This is a genomic window from Prolixibacteraceae bacterium, assembly GCA_019720755.1.
In the GTDB taxonomy this organism is placed as follows: Bacteria; Bacteroidota; Bacteroidia; order Bacteroidales; family Prolixibacteraceae; genus Halosquirtibacter; species Halosquirtibacter laminarini.
In genome coordinates this window covers 1,426,513-1,443,430 of record CP081303.1, presented here as the reverse complement: position 1 = coordinate 1,443,430, position 16,918 = coordinate 1,426,513, and the positions used below count along the sequence as shown (strand labels likewise).

Annotated in this window: 17 protein-coding genes; 15 read left to right on the top strand and 2 right to left on the bottom strand. The window is 39.0% G+C overall.

Annotated features, from left to right (window positions below; genetic code table 11):
* The first annotated feature begins 8 nt into the window (after positions 1-8).
* Positions 9-248, top strand: coding sequence for a hypothetical protein (locus tag K4L44_05890; GenBank protein QZE15363.1), 240 nt, complete (start codon positions 9-11; stop codon positions 246-248).
* Positions 249-251: 3 nt separating this feature from the next.
* Here K4L44_05890 and K4L44_05885 read toward each other — a convergent pair whose 3' ends face one another.
* Complete coding sequence (locus K4L44_05885; protein QZE15362.1) at positions 252-791, bottom strand: hypothetical protein; 540 nt, start codon at positions 789-791, stop codon at positions 252-254.
* A 3-nt stretch (positions 792-794) separates the two neighbouring features.
* Positions 795-1,508, bottom strand: a complete 714-nt coding sequence (locus K4L44_05880) for a hypothetical protein (protein ID QZE15361.1) — start codon at positions 1,506-1,508, stop codon at positions 795-797.
* A 136-nt stretch (positions 1,509-1,644) separates the two neighbouring features.
* Between K4L44_05880 and K4L44_05875 the strand changes: the two genes are divergently transcribed.
* The 14 genes from K4L44_05875 to K4L44_05810 are packed head-to-tail and all read left to right on the top strand — an operon-like array spanning position 1,645 to position 16,918.
* Positions 1,645-2,856 (top strand): phage portal protein, encoded by a 1,212-nt coding sequence (locus K4L44_05875; GenBank protein ID QZE15360.1) that lies wholly within the window; start codon positions 1,645-1,647, stop codon positions 2,854-2,856.
* A 3-nt stretch (positions 2,857-2,859) separates the two neighbouring features.
* On the top strand, positions 2,860-3,627 hold the full coding sequence (locus K4L44_05870) for an HK97 family phage prohead protease (protein ID QZE15359.1): 768 nt from the start codon (positions 2,860-2,862) through the stop codon (positions 3,625-3,627).
* A 12-nt stretch (positions 3,628-3,639) separates the two neighbouring features.
* Positions 3,640-4,911, top strand: a complete 1,272-nt coding sequence (locus tag K4L44_05865; GenBank protein ID QZE15358.1) for a phage major capsid protein — start codon at positions 3,640-3,642, stop codon at positions 4,909-4,911.
* 54 nt (positions 4,912-4,965) lie between these two features.
* Positions 4,966-5,271 (top strand): hypothetical protein, encoded by a 306-nt coding sequence (locus K4L44_05860; protein ID QZE15357.1) that lies wholly within the window; start codon positions 4,966-4,968, stop codon positions 5,269-5,271.
* Between the two features lie 4 nt (positions 5,272-5,275).
* Entirely contained in the window at positions 5,276-5,830 is a 555-nt protein-coding gene (locus K4L44_05855) for a phage head-tail connector protein (protein ID QZE15356.1), read from the top strand.
* Positions 5,823-6,134: a hypothetical protein gene (locus K4L44_05850; GenBank protein ID QZE15355.1), complete on the top strand. Its 312-nt coding sequence runs from the start codon at positions 5,823-5,825 to the stop codon at positions 6,132-6,134. Before K4L44_05855 ends, K4L44_05850 begins: the two co-directional genes overlap by 8 nt.
* A gap of 2 nt (positions 6,135-6,136) precedes the next feature.
* A complete protein-coding gene (locus K4L44_05845) occupies positions 6,137-6,646 on the top strand; it encodes a hypothetical protein (GenBank protein QZE15354.1) in 510 nt (169 codons plus the stop codon).
* Positions 6,643-7,062: a hypothetical protein gene (locus K4L44_05840; GenBank protein QZE15353.1), complete on the top strand. Its 420-nt coding sequence runs from the start codon at positions 6,643-6,645 to the stop codon at positions 7,060-7,062. Before K4L44_05845 ends, K4L44_05840 begins: the two co-directional genes overlap by 4 nt.
* Positions 7,016-7,441 carry a hypothetical protein gene (locus K4L44_05835; protein QZE15352.1) on the top strand — a complete coding sequence of 142 codons (426 nt, stop codon included), beginning with the start codon at positions 7,016-7,018 and terminating at the stop codon, positions 7,439-7,441. The genes K4L44_05840 and K4L44_05835 overlap by 47 nt, the downstream gene beginning before the upstream one ends.
* A gap of 18 nt (positions 7,442-7,459) precedes the next feature.
* Positions 7,460-7,846 (top strand): hypothetical protein, encoded by a 387-nt coding sequence (locus K4L44_05830; protein QZE15351.1) that lies wholly within the window; start codon positions 7,460-7,462, stop codon positions 7,844-7,846.
* Positions 7,846-8,151: a hypothetical protein gene (locus K4L44_05825; GenBank protein QZE15350.1), complete on the top strand. Its 306-nt coding sequence runs from the start codon at positions 7,846-7,848 to the stop codon at positions 8,149-8,151. The genes K4L44_05830 and K4L44_05825 overlap by 1 nt, the downstream gene beginning before the upstream one ends.
* On the top strand, positions 8,144-9,919 hold the full coding sequence (locus tag K4L44_05820; protein QZE15349.1) for a hypothetical protein: 1,776 nt from the start codon (positions 8,144-8,146) through the stop codon (positions 9,917-9,919). Before K4L44_05825 ends, K4L44_05820 begins: the two co-directional genes overlap by 8 nt.
* A gap of 16 nt (positions 9,920-9,935) precedes the next feature.
* The gene (locus tag K4L44_05815) at positions 9,936-16,631 is read left to right on the top strand and encodes a hypothetical protein (protein QZE15348.1); all 6,696 of its coding nucleotides are present in this window, start codon (positions 9,936-9,938) and stop codon (positions 16,629-16,631) included.
* Complete coding sequence (locus K4L44_05810; GenBank protein QZE15347.1) at positions 16,628-16,918, top strand: hypothetical protein; 291 nt, start codon at positions 16,628-16,630, stop codon at positions 16,916-16,918. The genes K4L44_05815 and K4L44_05810 overlap by 4 nt, the downstream gene beginning before the upstream one ends.

Here is a 16,918-nt window from a genome sequence, read left to right as displayed (position 1 = left end):
CTATCACTATGAAATTTAAAGAGAAGCCCCAACTGCCAACCACCTTACACCAAGCACATCGTATTATCCGCATGATTACTAGAGAAGGATTTTGCAAGCTCTTTGAGGAAGACCTCAAGAAAGCTCGCAAAATAGATCCAAAAATTTCGTACATTGAAGTATTTGAACAAATGAATAATGAGTTTTTAATTATCACTGGACAGCATAGATATGAAAACTATAAATCATTTACTAGACGTAAAAAATAATATTTATTTTTTTGCACTTGGTTTTTCAATACTCTTTTCTAGCATCATTAGTTTATATTCAATTAAATTCAAATTTTCAGTTCGTTCCTTTATATCAATAATTTCACCTTTTACATCTAAAATTGATTTATTAATATCTTTAATCTCCTCATTAGTTCTATCAATTTTATTGGAAACTTTATCTAAATCTTTATCATACCCTCTAATTAAACCAAAATAGGAGCCTAAAATTGTGATTACAACAACAAAGAGACATCCATAAATGAATTTATTAAATACACTTCGGTCAACTTTTTTATTTAATTCAGAATAGAATTCAGTTTTAAGTTCAGAAGTATTATTGAAAAGAGAGTCTATTCTCTGATTCAAATTACCATCTTCCGTTTTATCTTCTGGAATTGGTTGAGTTGGAATACCATACGGGCCTGCATTTTTAGCTGTAATTGGATTGGGATCAGGAATAGTATAAGAAGGGTTTGTTTTTTTACTCTTTCTGGGAATCCTACTAAAGGCTATTTTTAACTCAGATTTATTTGTCTTCATATTCTAAAATTCTTTCATCCTTTCATATAAAGTTTTCTCTACAGTTAAAGACAAGTCGTATATCCTTTTGGTATTCGATTCAATTTTATTTTTATCAACTTCAAAATCATCAAATATGACATAATTGTCAGTATCGATTGCAATCCCAACTAATGAAGAGTTTGTGTTATTAGGAAAATTTGTTCTAACAAAAGAATCATTTTTACCTATTGGGCCTGTTTCATAGCGTCCATTCTCATATTCAATTAACAATTTGAGATCTTTTGAAGGGAAATCATTTAAAAACAAATTTGTTTTAAACTGGTCTTTGAAAGAATTAAATATCTTACTGTAATCCTTTGATAGGACTTTATAAACTCCCTGAACACGACAGCCAATTCGCCTAAGTTTAACATTATCGATACTTTGAAATATTAGTTCTAGTATTTTCTTAAAACGATTAAAATGATCCTCTGAACTAGCCACTGTCCTTGAAATATATGACAAACGATCAATTTCTACAATAATTGTATACAACGACTCATCTTTTGATTCTTTATCGTTTAATACAATCCCTTTATCTGTTAAACTCCAAATATACCCCTTAAATTTTTTATCACTAATAAGTCTGTTTATCAACTGTCCTCTTAAATCGAGAATAATTGGATTTGGATCATATCTTAATTCTAAGATTATATTTCGGAGATATATGTTTAAATTCTTAATATTATTTTCCATAGAAGTATTTATTTAAGCTATAATCGTCTAAATTAATATTTTTTTACAAAGAAATGTTTCAAAAAGGCGACAATGTCTACCCTTACTTTGAATCCTGATTTCTACGTTTGCCATAGATCTTACAAATTCTATGGTTATGAAAATAAGAGCCTTACTTTCGAATGCATTTACAAGATCGAAAAAAAACGATCAGCAAGATGATAACAATCATCTAGTTGGCTCTTATGACTGGTTACAAAATATCACTCGAGTTGGGGGCAGTGATTCAGAAAAGATGGCGGCTGTATTTAATGCAGTGCGCCTTCTTTCAGAAGTTCCAGCATCCCTTCCAATACGATTATATAAACAAGAGGATCACAACAGGACACGTCTATTTGATCACCCTGTGGTTCAACTCCTGAATACTCCTAATGGTTTTCAAACCAACTATATCTTCTTTGAAACCTTGTTTCGTTCGCTGCAACTTCATGGCAATGCCATTGCAGTAATTCGTTTTTCAGAACAAGGAGTTCCAACCTCTATCATTCCAGTATCATGGTTATCTACTGTGGTACATATGGATAGAGCTCTCAATCTTATCTACAAAATATCAGACACCAAAATACAAGGGAGCTTCCTATCTTACGAAGTACTACATCTAAAGATCAACACCAAGGATGGAATCATTGGTCGTAGTCCTGTGATGGTAGGAAGAGAAAATTTAGCACTGGGTAAAAGTGCCGAGTCTTTTGGTAAAGAGTTCTTCGATAAGAAGGGACAATTTAAAGGATGGGTGAAAGCACCACAAGCTTTTAAATCAGAAGAGCAATACAAAGAGTGGAGCCGTAAATTTCATGGTGCATTGAAAGACAACTTTTCGACTCCAGTACTGGAGAACAATATGGAGTATCATCCTGTGCCAATCAATAACGACCAAGCACAGTTTATTGCCACACGTCAATTCTCTATTCAAGATGTGGCACGTTGGTTTAATATACCTCCTCACTTACTGAAGGATCTATCCAGAGCCACATTCTCCAACATAGAACATCAGAATATTGAGTTCGTCGTCTACTCTCTTCGGTCTTTGATTAAGATGGTAGAAGCTGAATTGAAACAGAAACTCATCGATCCCAAGGAGGGCTTGACCATTAAATACTCCGTGGATGGTCTCCTTCGTGGAGACACCAAGACACGACTTGAATATGTCAAAGGATTGACACAAGCTGGTATCCTCACAAGGAATGAAGCCAGAGAACTGGAGAACCTTCCAAAGATTGAAGGACTCGACAACGATCAACCACTCTACCCTGCACACCTTGCTGGTAAGATGAATAAGAAAGACAATACATCAAACACAAAAGAATAAGTCATGACCACACCTACCACCATCCATACTCCTTACGCTCCCATCACTTCAGGGACTGTGAGAGCCATTCCAGAAAATGTGGAAGAGACTCGCACCATCACCTTTATCGCGTCCTCGGAAACGAAAGACCGCCATGGAACCATCCTACCTCTTGAAGGATGGGAGCTTGACTCATTCAATGCCAATCCGATCATTGGATACCAACACAATGTGTATGGTGCTTCGATGTGTACCGATCCCGATCCTGATGATGTCATTGGGAAAGGACATGCCTATATCGATGAAACGGAACGACTTCTATTAGTAGATATCACTTTCGAAAAGGCAGAACTCAATCTTAAAGCGGAGAAGATATTTCGTAAGGTGTTGGCAGGAACACTCAATGCAGTAAGCGTGGGATTCCTTCCAACAGAAGAGGGAAATTGGGGAGCCGATGATCAAGCTGCAGGAGAACGAGATGCAACATACTTCTATGGCAAACGGGAACTACTAGAGGTGTCGGTGGTGAATATCCCATCCAACAAAGAGGCACTCAAACGTCAACTTCGAAACAACACCTCCCAAGCATTGATGTATATATGGAAAGCCCTCGGTAGTAATTACCGCATCTCTGAAATTGAGCAACTACGTGTGACCAACATATTAGACCTTCTGGAAGGAAAAGAGATTGTTCCAGAAGAGGACACCAAAGAACTATTACGATCGAAAGAGAGAGAGGTGGAATCCCTCCAGAGAGAACTTACCTATTACAAGACTTTAGCAAACTCTTAATTCTGAATAAAAATGAGAACATCCCAAGCAATCAAGAAAGAGATTACAGATCTCCGAGCAACATTACAGCCATTGGCAAAGCGTGTTGCAGAACTGAACGATGATGAAAAGAAACAATTTGATGATGGAACAGTCCAGTTGAAAGCCCTTAATGAAGAGCTTCAACGCACAGAACAAGCAGAAGATATTATTCGTGCTGCAGCTGGAGCGTCTACCCAGACGATCTCTACTCAAGACGACAACGACCTAAGAAGTTACTCTTTTGCCAGAGCACTTCGTATTGCTGCTGGAGACACTCCTCTTGATGGTATTGAAAGAGAGATGGATCAAGAGGCAAAAAAAGAAGCGACTGCTCAAGGTAAATCTTTTAATGGAGTCTCTATTCCTCATCGTATCCTTTCGCAAGGACGTGCACTTCCATCACAAAACACGACTGAACCTGGAGCAGGTCAGGAGTTGATTACAGAAGAGGCAGGTTCTTTCTTGATGGAGCTAAGAAATAAAATGATTCTTTCTCAATTGGGAGCCACCTACCTTACAGGTCTTCAAGGGGATCTTCCTTTGATTGATGGAGCTGGTTTCGAAGCATCATGGATTGATGAATCCAAAGGTATTGATGCTGGTAAAATGAAGACCACCAAACGAGTCCTTCAACCAAAGATGATGGCTTGTGCAGGATCTATCTCACGCAAACTTTTGGTTCAAACCAACAATGTAGCAGAGCAGATCGTTCGTCAAAACCTTACAGATGCCATGGCCTATGGTATTCAAACAGCTGCCTTTAATGGAGCCGGAGATAAAGAGCCTTTAGGTATCTTGAATACAGATGGCATTCAAGCACACAGTTTGGGATCTAATGGTGATCGACTTTCATGGGACGACATTGTCAAGTTGGAGACCTTGATCTCTCAAATGAATGCGGACATTGGAAACTTGGCATATATCACCAATGCCAAAGTTCGTGGTTACTTAAAGACCAAACTCAAAGCGGATGCCGTGGCTGGTTATATCTGGGATAAGAATTTAGTGAATGGCTACAATGCACACGTAACCAATTCGCTTCCATCCAATCTGAGTAAAGGATCAGGACAGAATCTTTCTTCTATGATCTTTGGAAACTTTGCCGATCTATATATTGGATCATGGGGCGGTATCGACTTGATCTCTGATCCTTATACTGCAGCATCGCAAAATGCAATTAAACTCTTTATCCATTCGATGCACGACATCACCGTTCGCCGTAAAGAGTCCTTCGCTGTTTGTAAGGATATCATCACCCTATAATATTTACCAAAGAGGGGAAGTAAAAACCTCTTCTCCTCTTTTATACCTAAAGCCATGAAAGTAGAAATTATTAGATGCCATCCCTTCTACTCATATTTTGTGGGAGACAAGGTGGAACTAGGTGAACCTGTAGCACAAACTTTTATCACAGGAAAGTATGCCATGCCTATTGTGTCTAGTACCCAGAGCGAAGAGAATCAACTACATGAAGACCTGCCATATAGAGAGCTCCTTTTTGAAAATGGATATACCTCTTTAGATGAAATTGAAAAGGCTGGTGAGAGCTTAATAGAAGTAAATGGTATCGGAAACAAAGCCATGGAGAAAGTTCTTCATTTTATCCAAGACCTAAAAGTATAAGACCATGTGGAAAGTACTTCGAAAAAATAGAGAGCAACCTCTTCATTTGATCACAATGGATCAGGCTAAGTTGCAACTTCGTCTGACACACAACCATCAGGATGCCCTTATTGAAGAGATCATCGAAGAGGCTTCCGATTGGGTTGAACGTTATAGTGGTCGTAGTTTGGCTCCATGTGAATTGGTTGGGAGTGCTTCCAATTGGGACGAGATTGAAGAGATCTCAAAAGGTCCAGTACGAAAGATTGTGTCGGTTAAATATATCGATGAGTTTGGAAACCTCAAAGAGCTTGAAGAAGCACAGGCACATCTAGACAATAGAGAGCTTACAGCCAACATCTATTTTACTGGAGAACTACCACTGGTGGACACCCAAAGACATAATGCCATTGAGATCACTATGACTGCAGGATACAATGCGGATGAACTTCCTCACATTGTAAAGAATGCTGTACGATTGACGGCTTCTACGATCTTCCTTAATGGTGGAGACTATGTAGATGAACGGAACACTTTTGCAAAGAATCAGATCAAAGCCATATCGATACCTCATGTATAAGAACAACAGAGCCCAAGAAGTTGGACAATATAACACCCCATTAGAGATATTGTCTAGAATGTTATTTCGTAGTCCTACTGGAGCACAGCAGGAAGAGTGGAAAGGGGTTGGTTATCTATTAGCAGACCAACGAAAGGAGACCTCCTATGATGGAGTAATGAAAAGACCAAAGGTGGTATTTGCCACACACAAACGTGACGACATCTATGTGGGACAGCGTCTTCGTGAGGATCATATAATCTACGAGATAGATGAGATTGTAAGAGACCATGAAGAGATGGAGATGATTTGTAAACGTGTTTAAGTATGGCGAGTCAACAGGCAGAAATACACCTTGATCCTCAGGTAGAGATCATGTTTATGAACTGGGCAGAACCTGTAAAGAAGAAGGTTCTTGTGGGTTGCTATCGCAAAGGAGCTACGGTGATAAGACGTGAACTATATAATGCGTTGCCTCCAGAATACCAGAAGTTCAAAGCAGTATTGAAAGCCAAATCGATGAGGGGAAAGAACATCGGATTATGGGTTGGTTTCTATGCAAAAGCAATCAAGTATATCAACAAAAGGTCTCAAGTGTGGGATGCCTACTTCCTTCTTTTGTGGCAGAACTATGGAACTCTAGACAACAGAAGTAAAGGCCATAAATTCGTGTATGCCAGACGAAGTAGAAGTAAGGGGATGAAAGGAGGGATTAAGCCCTTAGGATTTTTTGAGAAAGGATCTTCTGATGCAGTGATGCAACAGGCAGAAGAGAAAGCAGCCGATGCATTTGAAGGAGAGTTTGACAAGTTCTTACGTAAAAAAGGATTCAGATGATTTCAGAGATTATACAACAACAGCTTACTTCCTATGGATTTGAGAGCTACAGCATCTTGTACAACGATCAAAAAGACCAGCTCCCTCTTCATGAGATGGTGATTCATAGTCATGAATTGACTGCAGTTCATGAGGACAGAGAAGGTATTTATGGTTGTGAATACTTGGTCACCATCAATATTTATGGAGTCGATCCTGATGTGATTGAAAGCCTTCGTCCCAAAGTAACACGTGCCATTCTTAATATCTCTGATCCTAGAGTACTGGATAAAACATTAAAGAGTTGGGAACCTATCGACTTTGAAGAACCCATAGAACGATACTTCTCTGCAGGAGAATTTATATTAGAAACCACAAACAATATTAGTCATGACACAGAAACGAATATTAGCGAAAACGATCACTATCAAGTGTGAGGATAAGCTCTTTGCTGGAGTTACTGATGTATCCTTCGATTCCTCAGTGAAAACAGAAACCTCTCTGGTAAAAGAGGACAATGGGCACGAAAAGAAAGAGGTGGTTGGAAGAGAAGAGTCCTTTAGTATCTCTGGTGTTTTATGCGTGAATGATAAAGGTGCACCAACAACAACAGACTGGGCTCCTTTGCGCAAAGCTGCAAGAGAAGGGAAAAGATGTCCTTTCGTCTATGGCCTTGAGACAGGTATGCCACAATTGAAAGGCAATCTACAGATTATTTCATGGGGTGAAAAGGCAGGTGTTAATGGATATGCCACCTACAGCCTAAAGGCAGAGGTCATCCAAGATGAAACCCTCCAAGATGGGATTGCAAAGTAAACCGATAAAGGAACAGTCATGAAAGATTTTTTTCAGATAGAAGAACAGAAGTATCGTGTAGAGGTCAATATGTTGGCTGCAGAAGCTTTCGAAGCTAGATCAGGAATCACACTCTCTGAGTTTGAAACTTTATGTGTGTCTCGTTCAAAGAAGGGACAAGGGATTGACACTCTATATATTTTGATATGGTTGTATGTGTCCATTCAAGCTGGAGAAGAACTGGAAGGGAGAACTTTTGAAATGACTTTCGACCAAATGAAAGCACACGTAAGACCAGGACACTTAAATATTTTTGCTGGAGTCTTCACCAAACAATACTTTGCTCCAGTACTACCTGAGGAGAACCATACCAAAGAGGTAAAAAAAAAGAGGCGAAGTTTTCTGTCAAGACTCTTCAACAAATAGTGACAGGTGTCCTTGGTTGGACACCTAATGACTTTAATCGATCTCGTGTAGGTGAAGTATATACTGCTCTTTCTGGATTCAATCAATATCATGAACAACAAATGCAATTCCAGTATAACCTCCAAAGACAACAGACTATCGCCTTGGGATCGATTCAGTTATCGGAAAATGATCGTGAGCGTTTTATGGACGCCATTCCATCATGGGAAGAGATGCAGACTCCTCCAGTAGTGGAAGACAATTTCCAATCCAAAGAGGTACAAGAAGCAATTGCCAATGCCATTAAAGATATAAATCATGGGTAAGAGAGCCGTTAAAGTTATTATATCAGGGGACACCACCAAGTATGAAGAGGCGGTAAAAAAAGCCGATAGGTCTACCAAGAAGTTTGCCAAGGGAACCCAAAATGCAACCAATTCCATTGCATCCGCTTTTGGAGTGAATCTTGGTCCCGTAAACACTGCCATTGATTCGATGCAGAACGGATTTCAGAACTTTAATCGTACCATCAAAGGATCAAAAGGAAGCGCAGGAGTCTTTAAAATTGCAATGGCTATTATTAAAAAAGCGTTGATATCTACTGGTATCGGTGCGATCATTATCGCATTTGGAGCACTTCTATCTTATTTTACTAGAACCCAAGAGGGAGCGGATGCAGTGAAACGTGTCTTTGCAGGACTTGGAGCAGTGATGGATGTGATAGTGGATCGATTGGCAGCTTTAGGAAAGAAGATGGTTTGGGCTTTTTCCCATCCCAAAGAAGCTGTTAAAGGACTTTGGGAAACCATAAAGAAATTATTTATTAATCGCTTTACTGCGATACCTAAGATTATTGATGCTTCAATGAAACTCGTGGGAGCCATCTTGAGAGGAGAAGGGAAAGAAGCAGTCAAAGATTTGGGATATGCTCTCAATCAAGCTTTAACAGGACTGGATGAAAAGCAGACAAAAAAAATTATTGGAAATGTAAAGAGCTTAGGAAAAGAGATTCGAGAAGAAAGCAAAGCGGCCATGGCTCTTAAAAAAGAGGAGCAGCAACTGGAAAAGGATCAGATTGCTTTTATCACAAGAAAAGCACAACTAGAAGCCGATATTGCAAAGAATCGTTTGAAGTCAAGAGAGGAGGACAAATATAGTGCTGAAGAGAGACTTCAAGCGACTAAGAATGCAATGGAAGCTAGAAAACAACTCTCTGCAGAAGAGATTGATTTTACTAAAAGGAAGATTAGTATTCTTGAAAGACAGCAGGCATTGGCTAACAATATGAATAAAGACAATGAAGAGCTTCAAATTCTGAGAGGTAAAGCGATCAATTTAGAAGCCCAGCAATCTACAGGTCTTATCACTTTAATGCGTGATTATAATCGACTAACTAGAGAGGTTCATAAGAATGCTGATGCAACCAGAAGTTTAAATAAGGTGTTGGCAGAAAGTATTGTCTCCAAGAAGGTGGTGCAAGTATCTCAAGAAGTTACCTCCACCGATGGAACTAAAATACCAGTAACGATTGAACCACAACTTGAAACAGAGAAGCTCAATAGTTTTGCCGAGCAAACAAGAATCATGGCAGAACAACTTGTACAAAACTACAAGAATGCATTTACAGACATCTCTCCAATTATCCGAGCAGGAACAGAGAATGTTCTCATTGGTGTTAGTACACTGATTGGGAAGCTAGCCCAGGGTGGGAACTTTTTTAAAGGCTTTACTCATCTCGTTGCAAGTACGTTTGCAGACATGGCAATACAAGTAGGTAAGATTGCCATTGCAACAGGAGTGGCCACTCTAGGGATAAAGGCTGCACTAAAGAGTTTGAATGGTGCGGTGGCCATTGCTGCAGGTGTTGCATTGGTGGCACTAGGTACTGCAGTCAAAGGATCTTTATCTAGTGTTGCATCTGGATCTTCTGGAGGATCTTCTAGTCCTGTTGGTGGTAATTTCGATGTAAGGCAATTCCCTACACCGAACTCTAGTCTGGTACAAGTTCAAGTATCAGGAGAGTTCAGACAGAAAGCAGGAGACCTTGTGGCCACCATCAAACAAGAGAGTCAAAGACAACGTATACTCACCTAATAGTAGATAACGAACCATGAATTTCGGATTAAAATATCATAGCATCTTCTCTTCGAAAGTATTCCATAAGGAGTATGAGATTCGTATATTAAAAAGAGATTACACAGGGGATACATTGTATCGATCTACTACAATGGATGGAGCCATTCTATCTAAAGATAGTGCCACATGGATCAAAGGAACCTCATTAAAGTTCACCTTGAAACCTCAAATAGAGGGGGAATTTCAAGAGCTATACACTGAAGATAGCAAAGAGTTCAAGGTACAACTCTTAATGAATGGACAGATCATTTGGCAGGGGTTTATATTATCGGAACAGTATCAAGAGAAATACACCTATATGTCTCCAGTAACCATCACAGCATCCGATGGAGTTGGACTTCTAAAGGAGTTGAAATATCATACATATTCAACGTTCCAGAATCATCTGGCTACGATGAGAGATTGTCTTAAAGAGACGCTTTTAGAGCTTCCTTTTTCTGTGGCAATCGATCTAACTGAAGATAGTTTTAACCCTAATCATAGTCCTTTGGTGGAGTGCTATGACAATCCCAAAGTAAGAGAGGATACCAAGCTAGACTGTTATAAAGTACTGGAAGATATTCTATCAAGGTATGATGCAGAACTTACCCAGTTAAATGGACAATGGCAAATTACAAGATCCTGTGATAAGTTATCTACACGAAAGGTATACGATTTTCAAGGACTATATCTAGGAAATGAAGAAGCACCAAAAGTATTAGAACTAACTTCATTAGGTTATGGGGATATTCATGTCGTGGGAGTACTGGATATGTCTATGACTAAAGCCATGAAGAGTGCCAAGATAGAAGAGACCTTAGACAAGAAAAACTCTATTCTCCCTCCTATAATTGCCAATAATGGGGAATATGCAAAGGGATGGTTTTGGAATCATGGGGGCAAATATAAGCCTACAGGGAAAGAGTCATTTGGGGTGATGCGTGATACAAATGATGATTACAAAAGATACCTCAAGGTTACCCAGAAGATTAAAGCTACCTCTTTGGATCTGCTATTGGCTTTTAAATTTGGATTGGTTGGAAACACCACAGGAAAGGTATTCATCCAATTTAGTTTTAAACCAACATCAGGAAATAGAAAATGGCTCTCGAAAGAGGGATGGAAAAGTAGTGCCTCTTATATCGAATCACAAGAGTTCTCAGCGACTCCAATGTCTAGTGTTTCATTCTATGAGATGAAACTGGTAACCGATGGATTCAATCAAGATGGAGAGATTGAATTACGTCTATATGGAGGGAAGTGTACTGCCCATGGAAACTTGGGAGTATCATGGTCTGAATATAAAGATATTAGTGTGACGTTCATCAAGGAGAACAATCCTCTTCCTAAGGGTTTTACTTACCACTTTACGGTGAATGAAAATGCAACTGGTAAAGAGCGTACTTGTAAATATCTTACAGGAGATGCTCCTTCTGTCCAGAATATAGACTTGGCATATCGTGGTTATACAACCAACAACAACCATATTCCAACCAAAGCATGGAGTGATAAGAAGCTACCAAACAAATATCCTTTAAGTGAGATCCTGGGTAAGATGATCACCTCACGTAATCGCAAAGCAAGGGTGACTTTGAAAGGTGATATCAGAGGGATACACTTCTCTTATAGTCGTATCATTCAACATCAAGAGACCCTGTTTGAAGTGGCATCCGTGAGTCACGATCTATATAAAGATAAAGCAACGGTTCTGTTGGTGGAGCTTCTCTCATTCGAAAATAGAGTATTAGACTATATCAGAACAGAGACAAAAGAATCCACAGGGAAAAGTTCATCCAGTGGAACTACAGGAGGTGGTGCATCAAATCAAGGAGCCCTTCCAAAACTACCATTGGAGATAGATAAGGATAACTATATTGTCACCTCTAAGGGAAAGACCAAAGCGATATTTGCAGATCATGCAAGGGAGGCAGACCACGCAAAGAAAGCGGATCTATCTAAAGAATCGGAACACGCAAAAGTCGCAGACAATGCGAACAAGTTAAACAATAAGCCTGACACCTATTTTGCAGAAGCGGAGGTCGTAGAGTCTCATATGGAAGACACCTCTATTCATACCTCTACTGCAGAGAAGAACAAATGGAACAAAGCATCCAATTGGATTGACCAGAATACAATTCAACAGAAGGCAAAGCAATCGATTCATTCTGATGATAGTGCAAAGTTAGAAGGGAAAACTTCGAAGCAATTTATTCGAAAAGACATCAACCAAGAGGTTCAAGGACAAACTTCATGGAAGGACATTCTTTCTGCATTGCATGGTTTCCAAGCTGGAGCCAATGGAAAAAACTATTTTACGTGTATCGAAGAGATGGTTCGCTTCTTACGTCCTATTGTTTCATCCTCTTTTGTTTCGGGCTTCGCTGGAGAAGGAATGAAAATAGATATTCCGAATGCTTCTTTAGAGCTGGACAACTTAACGGTACGTAAAAGTGCGACCTTCTATGAGATCGTAATACAAAAACTTCGTGCTGTTGGAGGCATGGTCATCATCTCTCCAGCATCGATGAAGGTCTCTAAAGTGACAGAAGGAGGGGCTTATTGGAGATGTTATTTCGACACCAAGGATGGGGATATTACAAATCCTTTTGTAGTAAACGACCTAGTAAGGCTTCAAACTTTTGGAGGAGTCCCACGCTATCTATGGTCTAAAGTTACATCCATTGGGGATGATTACATTCACCTTTCTAAAGCAATCAAAGATGGAAATGCTGCACCTATCGTGGGGGATGATTTAGTATTACTTGGAAACACCAGCAATCAAGAAAGGCAGAATGCCATAATTCTTTCTGCTACTGGATCAAGTAATCCTGTCATAGATCTCTACTCTGGTATAAATAGTTTCTCTCTTCATGATAAACTATCACAACGAATGGGGAATCTTTCTGGTATTGTGGATCCTCAATTTGGAGCCCTGCAGGGATATGGTCTATTTGCCCAGAACGTATATCTCAAAGGACACTTTGCTTTGCATAGTGGTGAAGATATTGGAACCGTCCTCTCTTCCAAAGCATCCACAACGTATGTGAATGGAAAGATCCAAACAACCAACAAAGCAATAACCGATGCCACGGCTGCCCAAAAGAAATATGCAGAAGCCGAAGCAAATGCAGCAAGGGTTAAAGCTGAAGCCCACGCAGATGGAAAAGTATCAGAAGAAGAGAAGAGAGCAATCAAGGATGCTGAGACAAAGTTACAAGAAGCCAAGCAGCATGCAGAGAAATGTGTGGGTGATATAGAGATTGGTGGAAGGAATCTTATAGAGTTAACTAGACTTAATATCCTTTCTTCAAATGGAAAAGGAAATAGATTTAATGCCTTTAAAATTACACCTAATCAATTTGGATATTGGAGGTATCGAAATTTTACAGAGTATGGTGAAGGGAATTATTCAATAAGTTTCAATGCTAAAAGTAACATAGATCAAACCCTACATATTGAGATTTCTGATATAACCATAGGAACATTAGATATTAACTCCGAATGGAGATTTTTCAGTGGGACTCGTTACATTGATCGATATATTGATGGAAATGAGTATAGAGGTTTTGTTGACATTATTTGCAAAGGAGAAGTCATAATTTCAGACTTGAAAGTTGAAAAAGGAAACAAGGCTACAGTTTGGACACCAACTCCAGAAGATATCGAGAAAGCATATCAAGAGTATGTCAAAGCAAAGGCAGAAGCTGAACGTGTGAAAGCAGAAGCACATGCGGATGGGAAGGTCTCTGATGAAGAAAAAAGAGCAATTAAAGATGCAGAAGCAAAAGCCAGTGCTGCACTTGCAAATGCAAAGAAGTATACCAACACGAAAACTGACGAAGTCAAGAAGACTCTATCCACAAAGATCAACCAAACAAAAGAGGATATTACGCTTCAAGCCAAACGTATAACAGAAACAAATAAAGCAATCACGGAAGCAAATAGTCAAATAAATATCAATAGTAAGGCGATCACTTCCAAGGTATCACAAACAGAAGTAAACAAAGAGTTCTCAAAAACCAATAAAGCAATAACCGATGCGACAGCTGCCCAAAAGAAATATGCAGAGGCTGAAGCAAATGCCGCAAGGGTAAAAGCTGAAGCTCATGCAGATGGGAAGGTATCTGATGAAGAAAAAAGAGCAATTAAAGATGCTGAAGCAAAGTTACAAGAAGCCAAGCAGCATGCAGAGAAGTGTGTCGGTGACATAGAGATTGGTGGACGTAATCTTATAGAGTTAACTAGACTTAATATCCTTTCTTCAAATGGAAAAGGAAATAGATTTAATGCCTTTAAAATTACACCTAATCAATTTGGATATTGGAGGTATCGAAATTTTACAGAGTATGGTGAAGGGAATTATTCAATAAGTTTCAATGCTAAAAGTAACATAGATCAAACCCTACATATTGAGATTTCTGATATAACCATAGGAACATTAGATATTAACTCCGAATGGAGATTTTTCAGTGGGACTCGTTACATTGATCATTATATTGACGGAAATGAGTATAGAGGTTTTGTTGACATTATTTGCAAAGGAGAAGTCATAATTTCAGACTTGAAAGTTGAAAAAGGAAACAAGGCTACAGTTTGGACACCAACTCCAGAAGATATCGAGAAAGCATATCAAGAGTATGTCAAAGCAAAGGCAGAAGCTGAACGTGTGAAAGCAGAAGCACATGCGGATGGGAAGGTCTCTGAAGAAGAAAAAAGAGCAATTAAAGATGCAGAAGCAAAAGCCAATGCTGCACTTGCAAATGCAAAGAAGTATACCAACACGAAAACAGAAGAAGTAAAAAAGACACTATCTACTGAGATCAATCAAACGAAAGAGGATATTTCCCTTCAAGCCAAACGTATTACAGAAACCAACAAAGCAATTACAGAAGCGAATAGCCAAATAAATATCAATAGTAAGGCAATCACTTCAAAAGTGTCACAAACAGAAGTAAACAAAGAATTTTCGAAAACGAATCAATCTATAACAGATGCAATAGCTGCCCAGAAGAAATATGCTGAAACCGAAGCAAATGCCGCAAGAGTAAAAGCTGAAGCCCACGCAGATGGGAAGGTATCTGATGAAGAAAAAAGAGCAATTAAAGATGCTGAAGCAAAGTTACAAGAAGCCAAGCAGCATGCAGAGAAGTGTGTCGGTGACATAGAGATTGGAGGAAGAAATCTATTACTTAATAGTCAAGATTATTACTTGCTTGGAAGCGATTATCATACTAAAAGTAAAAGAGAAAAAGGAAAGCTTACAATTCTATCAAACTTAAAAGACAGCTATTGGAATTGTTACCAATGGATAACTTACCCTTTTAATATTGAGATAAGAGGAAAAACCTTAGTATTAAGTTGTGAGATAAAGTTAACAGGAAATTGGGATGACTTATACCTAGAATGGGACTTCAGACACAAACGAAAGAGGTCACGTGTATCGATTGATACTTCGAATCATCATTGGCAAAAAGTTAACGCAATTCTAGATGTTCCCATAGATTGGAACTTTACATCAAATCCAATACAATGTATTTCTGGATTCAATGGTAGAAATGTTCTAAAAGATTCAACGTTAGAGTACAGAAACTACAAACTTGAGTTTGGCAATAAAGCTACTGACTGGACTCCTGCACCCGAAGATATTAACGACCAGATTCAAAATATAAAGACATCATTATCCACAGAAATCAATCAAACCAAAGAGGATATTACCCTTCAAGCGAAGCGTATTACAGAAACAAACAAAGGAGTAACCTCTGCCAACAGTAAGATACAGATCAATACAAAGGCGATTACATCTAAAGTGGAGAAAGGGAACATTGTCTCAACCATCAATCAAAGTGCAGAGGCAGTTCGAATCAAGGCATCTAAAATTGAGGTCAATGGACAAACACGATTTGCGTCTGGATACAAACCTGAGGACATAAAAAGTGCGATCACATCCAAGTTAGGAAGTCTTGCTTATGCAAGTAAAGTGTCCATCGCACGATTGGATAACACGATCATTGATGGAGGGTATATCAAAACGAGTCTGATCAAGACCAAAGAGATCCATGCTTTAGGAAATATTACTGCAGGTAGCTTCAATCTTGGTAATGGCAAATTCATTGTGACACCAGAAGGACAACTGACAGCCCAAGGAGCCAATATCATCGGTGATTTAAAAACAGGTACTGGAGGAACACGTCTTGAAGTAGATGCATCAAAAAACACACTATACTTCTATAAAAATTATAAACAGGTTCTTACTCTTGGTGCTGGTCCAGATGGAGCATCATTCTACTTGAGAGGGGATCATGGAGGGATGCGCATTGATAGTCCTACAGACAGTGAGTATGCTATGTCAATTTATGGTTCGGTTCTCATTAACGCAGGGAAAGCACTATTGCCTGACACAAGTATCAGAGGCAGACTGACAGTTACTCAAAGAACGAGATCTATTACTATTGGAGATATAGACGGTGACAAAAGAATTTTTGTAAGCACCACAGGGATGGATCTTATTAATTACCATTATATCGTATTGGGATCAATCCGAGTAAAAAGAAATAAGAACTGGGATGCGAACAATGATATATGTTGGACCTATGGAGAGAGGAGTGTACATGGTTTCTATCTCTATCTAAGAGCCTTCAATGGAAGTTATCAAGACTTATATTTTGACTTTATAATAATCGACACACTATGAAAAAAAATGTACAAGAGATCAAGATCAAGGATCTAGCAGGAAACGATGTAAGACAAGCCATCATCAAAGAGAATGCATTGGCTCCCGACTTCATTGAGAAGCACCTCGGAAACTATATCTACTCACAAGGCTCAGACAAAGTCTATGAACTTGGAAGACTCATCTACCAAGGAGAATCTGTCGAAGTCAATGAAGAGCAGAAAGAGGAGTTTAAGAAGCTTGTGAAGAGTGCCTTTGAAGGTTTTCCCCCTATTGTTGCACGTTCTATTATTCAAAGTCTAAACTAA

Bases quoted from the DNA above. Each gene is read 5' to 3' on its own strand.
- K4L44_05890 (QZE15363.1), top strand. From the start codon at position 9: ATGAAATTTAAAGAGAAGCCCCAACTGCCAACCACCTTACACCAAGCA.
- K4L44_05885 (QZE15362.1), bottom strand. From the start codon at position 791: ATGAAGACAAATAAATCTGAGTTAAAAATAGCCTTTAGTAGGATTCCC.
- K4L44_05880 (QZE15361.1), bottom strand. From the start codon at position 1,508: ATGGAAAATAATATTAAGAATTTAAACATATATCTCCGAAATATAATC.
- K4L44_05875 (QZE15360.1), top strand. From the start codon at position 1,645: ATGAAAATAAGAGCCTTACTTTCGAATGCATTTACAAGATCGAAAAAA.
- K4L44_05870 (QZE15359.1), top strand. From the start codon at position 2,860: ATGACCACACCTACCACCATCCATACTCCTTACGCTCCCATCACTTCA.
- K4L44_05865 (QZE15358.1), top strand. From the start codon at position 3,640: ATGAGAACATCCCAAGCAATCAAGAAAGAGATTACAGATCTCCGAGCA.
- K4L44_05860 (QZE15357.1), top strand. From the start codon at position 4,966: ATGAAAGTAGAAATTATTAGATGCCATCCCTTCTACTCATATTTTGTG.
- K4L44_05855 (QZE15356.1), top strand. From the start codon at position 5,276: ATGTGGAAAGTACTTCGAAAAAATAGAGAGCAACCTCTTCATTTGATC.
- K4L44_05850 (QZE15355.1), top strand. From the start codon at position 5,823: ATGTATAAGAACAACAGAGCCCAAGAAGTTGGACAATATAACACCCCA.
- K4L44_05845 (QZE15354.1), top strand. From the start codon at position 6,137: ATGGCGAGTCAACAGGCAGAAATACACCTTGATCCTCAGGTAGAGATC.
- K4L44_05840 (QZE15353.1), top strand. From the start codon at position 6,643: ATGATTTCAGAGATTATACAACAACAGCTTACTTCCTATGGATTTGAG.
- K4L44_05835 (QZE15352.1), top strand. From the start codon at position 7,016: ATGACACAGAAACGAATATTAGCGAAAACGATCACTATCAAGTGTGAG.
- K4L44_05830 (QZE15351.1), top strand. From the start codon at position 7,460: ATGAAAGATTTTTTTCAGATAGAAGAACAGAAGTATCGTGTAGAGGTC.
- K4L44_05820 (QZE15349.1), top strand. From the start codon at position 8,144: ATGGGTAAGAGAGCCGTTAAAGTTATTATATCAGGGGACACCACCAAG.
- K4L44_05815 (QZE15348.1), top strand. From the start codon at position 9,936: ATGAATTTCGGATTAAAATATCATAGCATCTTCTCTTCGAAAGTATTC.
- K4L44_05810 (QZE15347.1), top strand. From the start codon at position 16,628: ATGAAAAAAAATGTACAAGAGATCAAGATCAAGGATCTAGCAGGAAAC.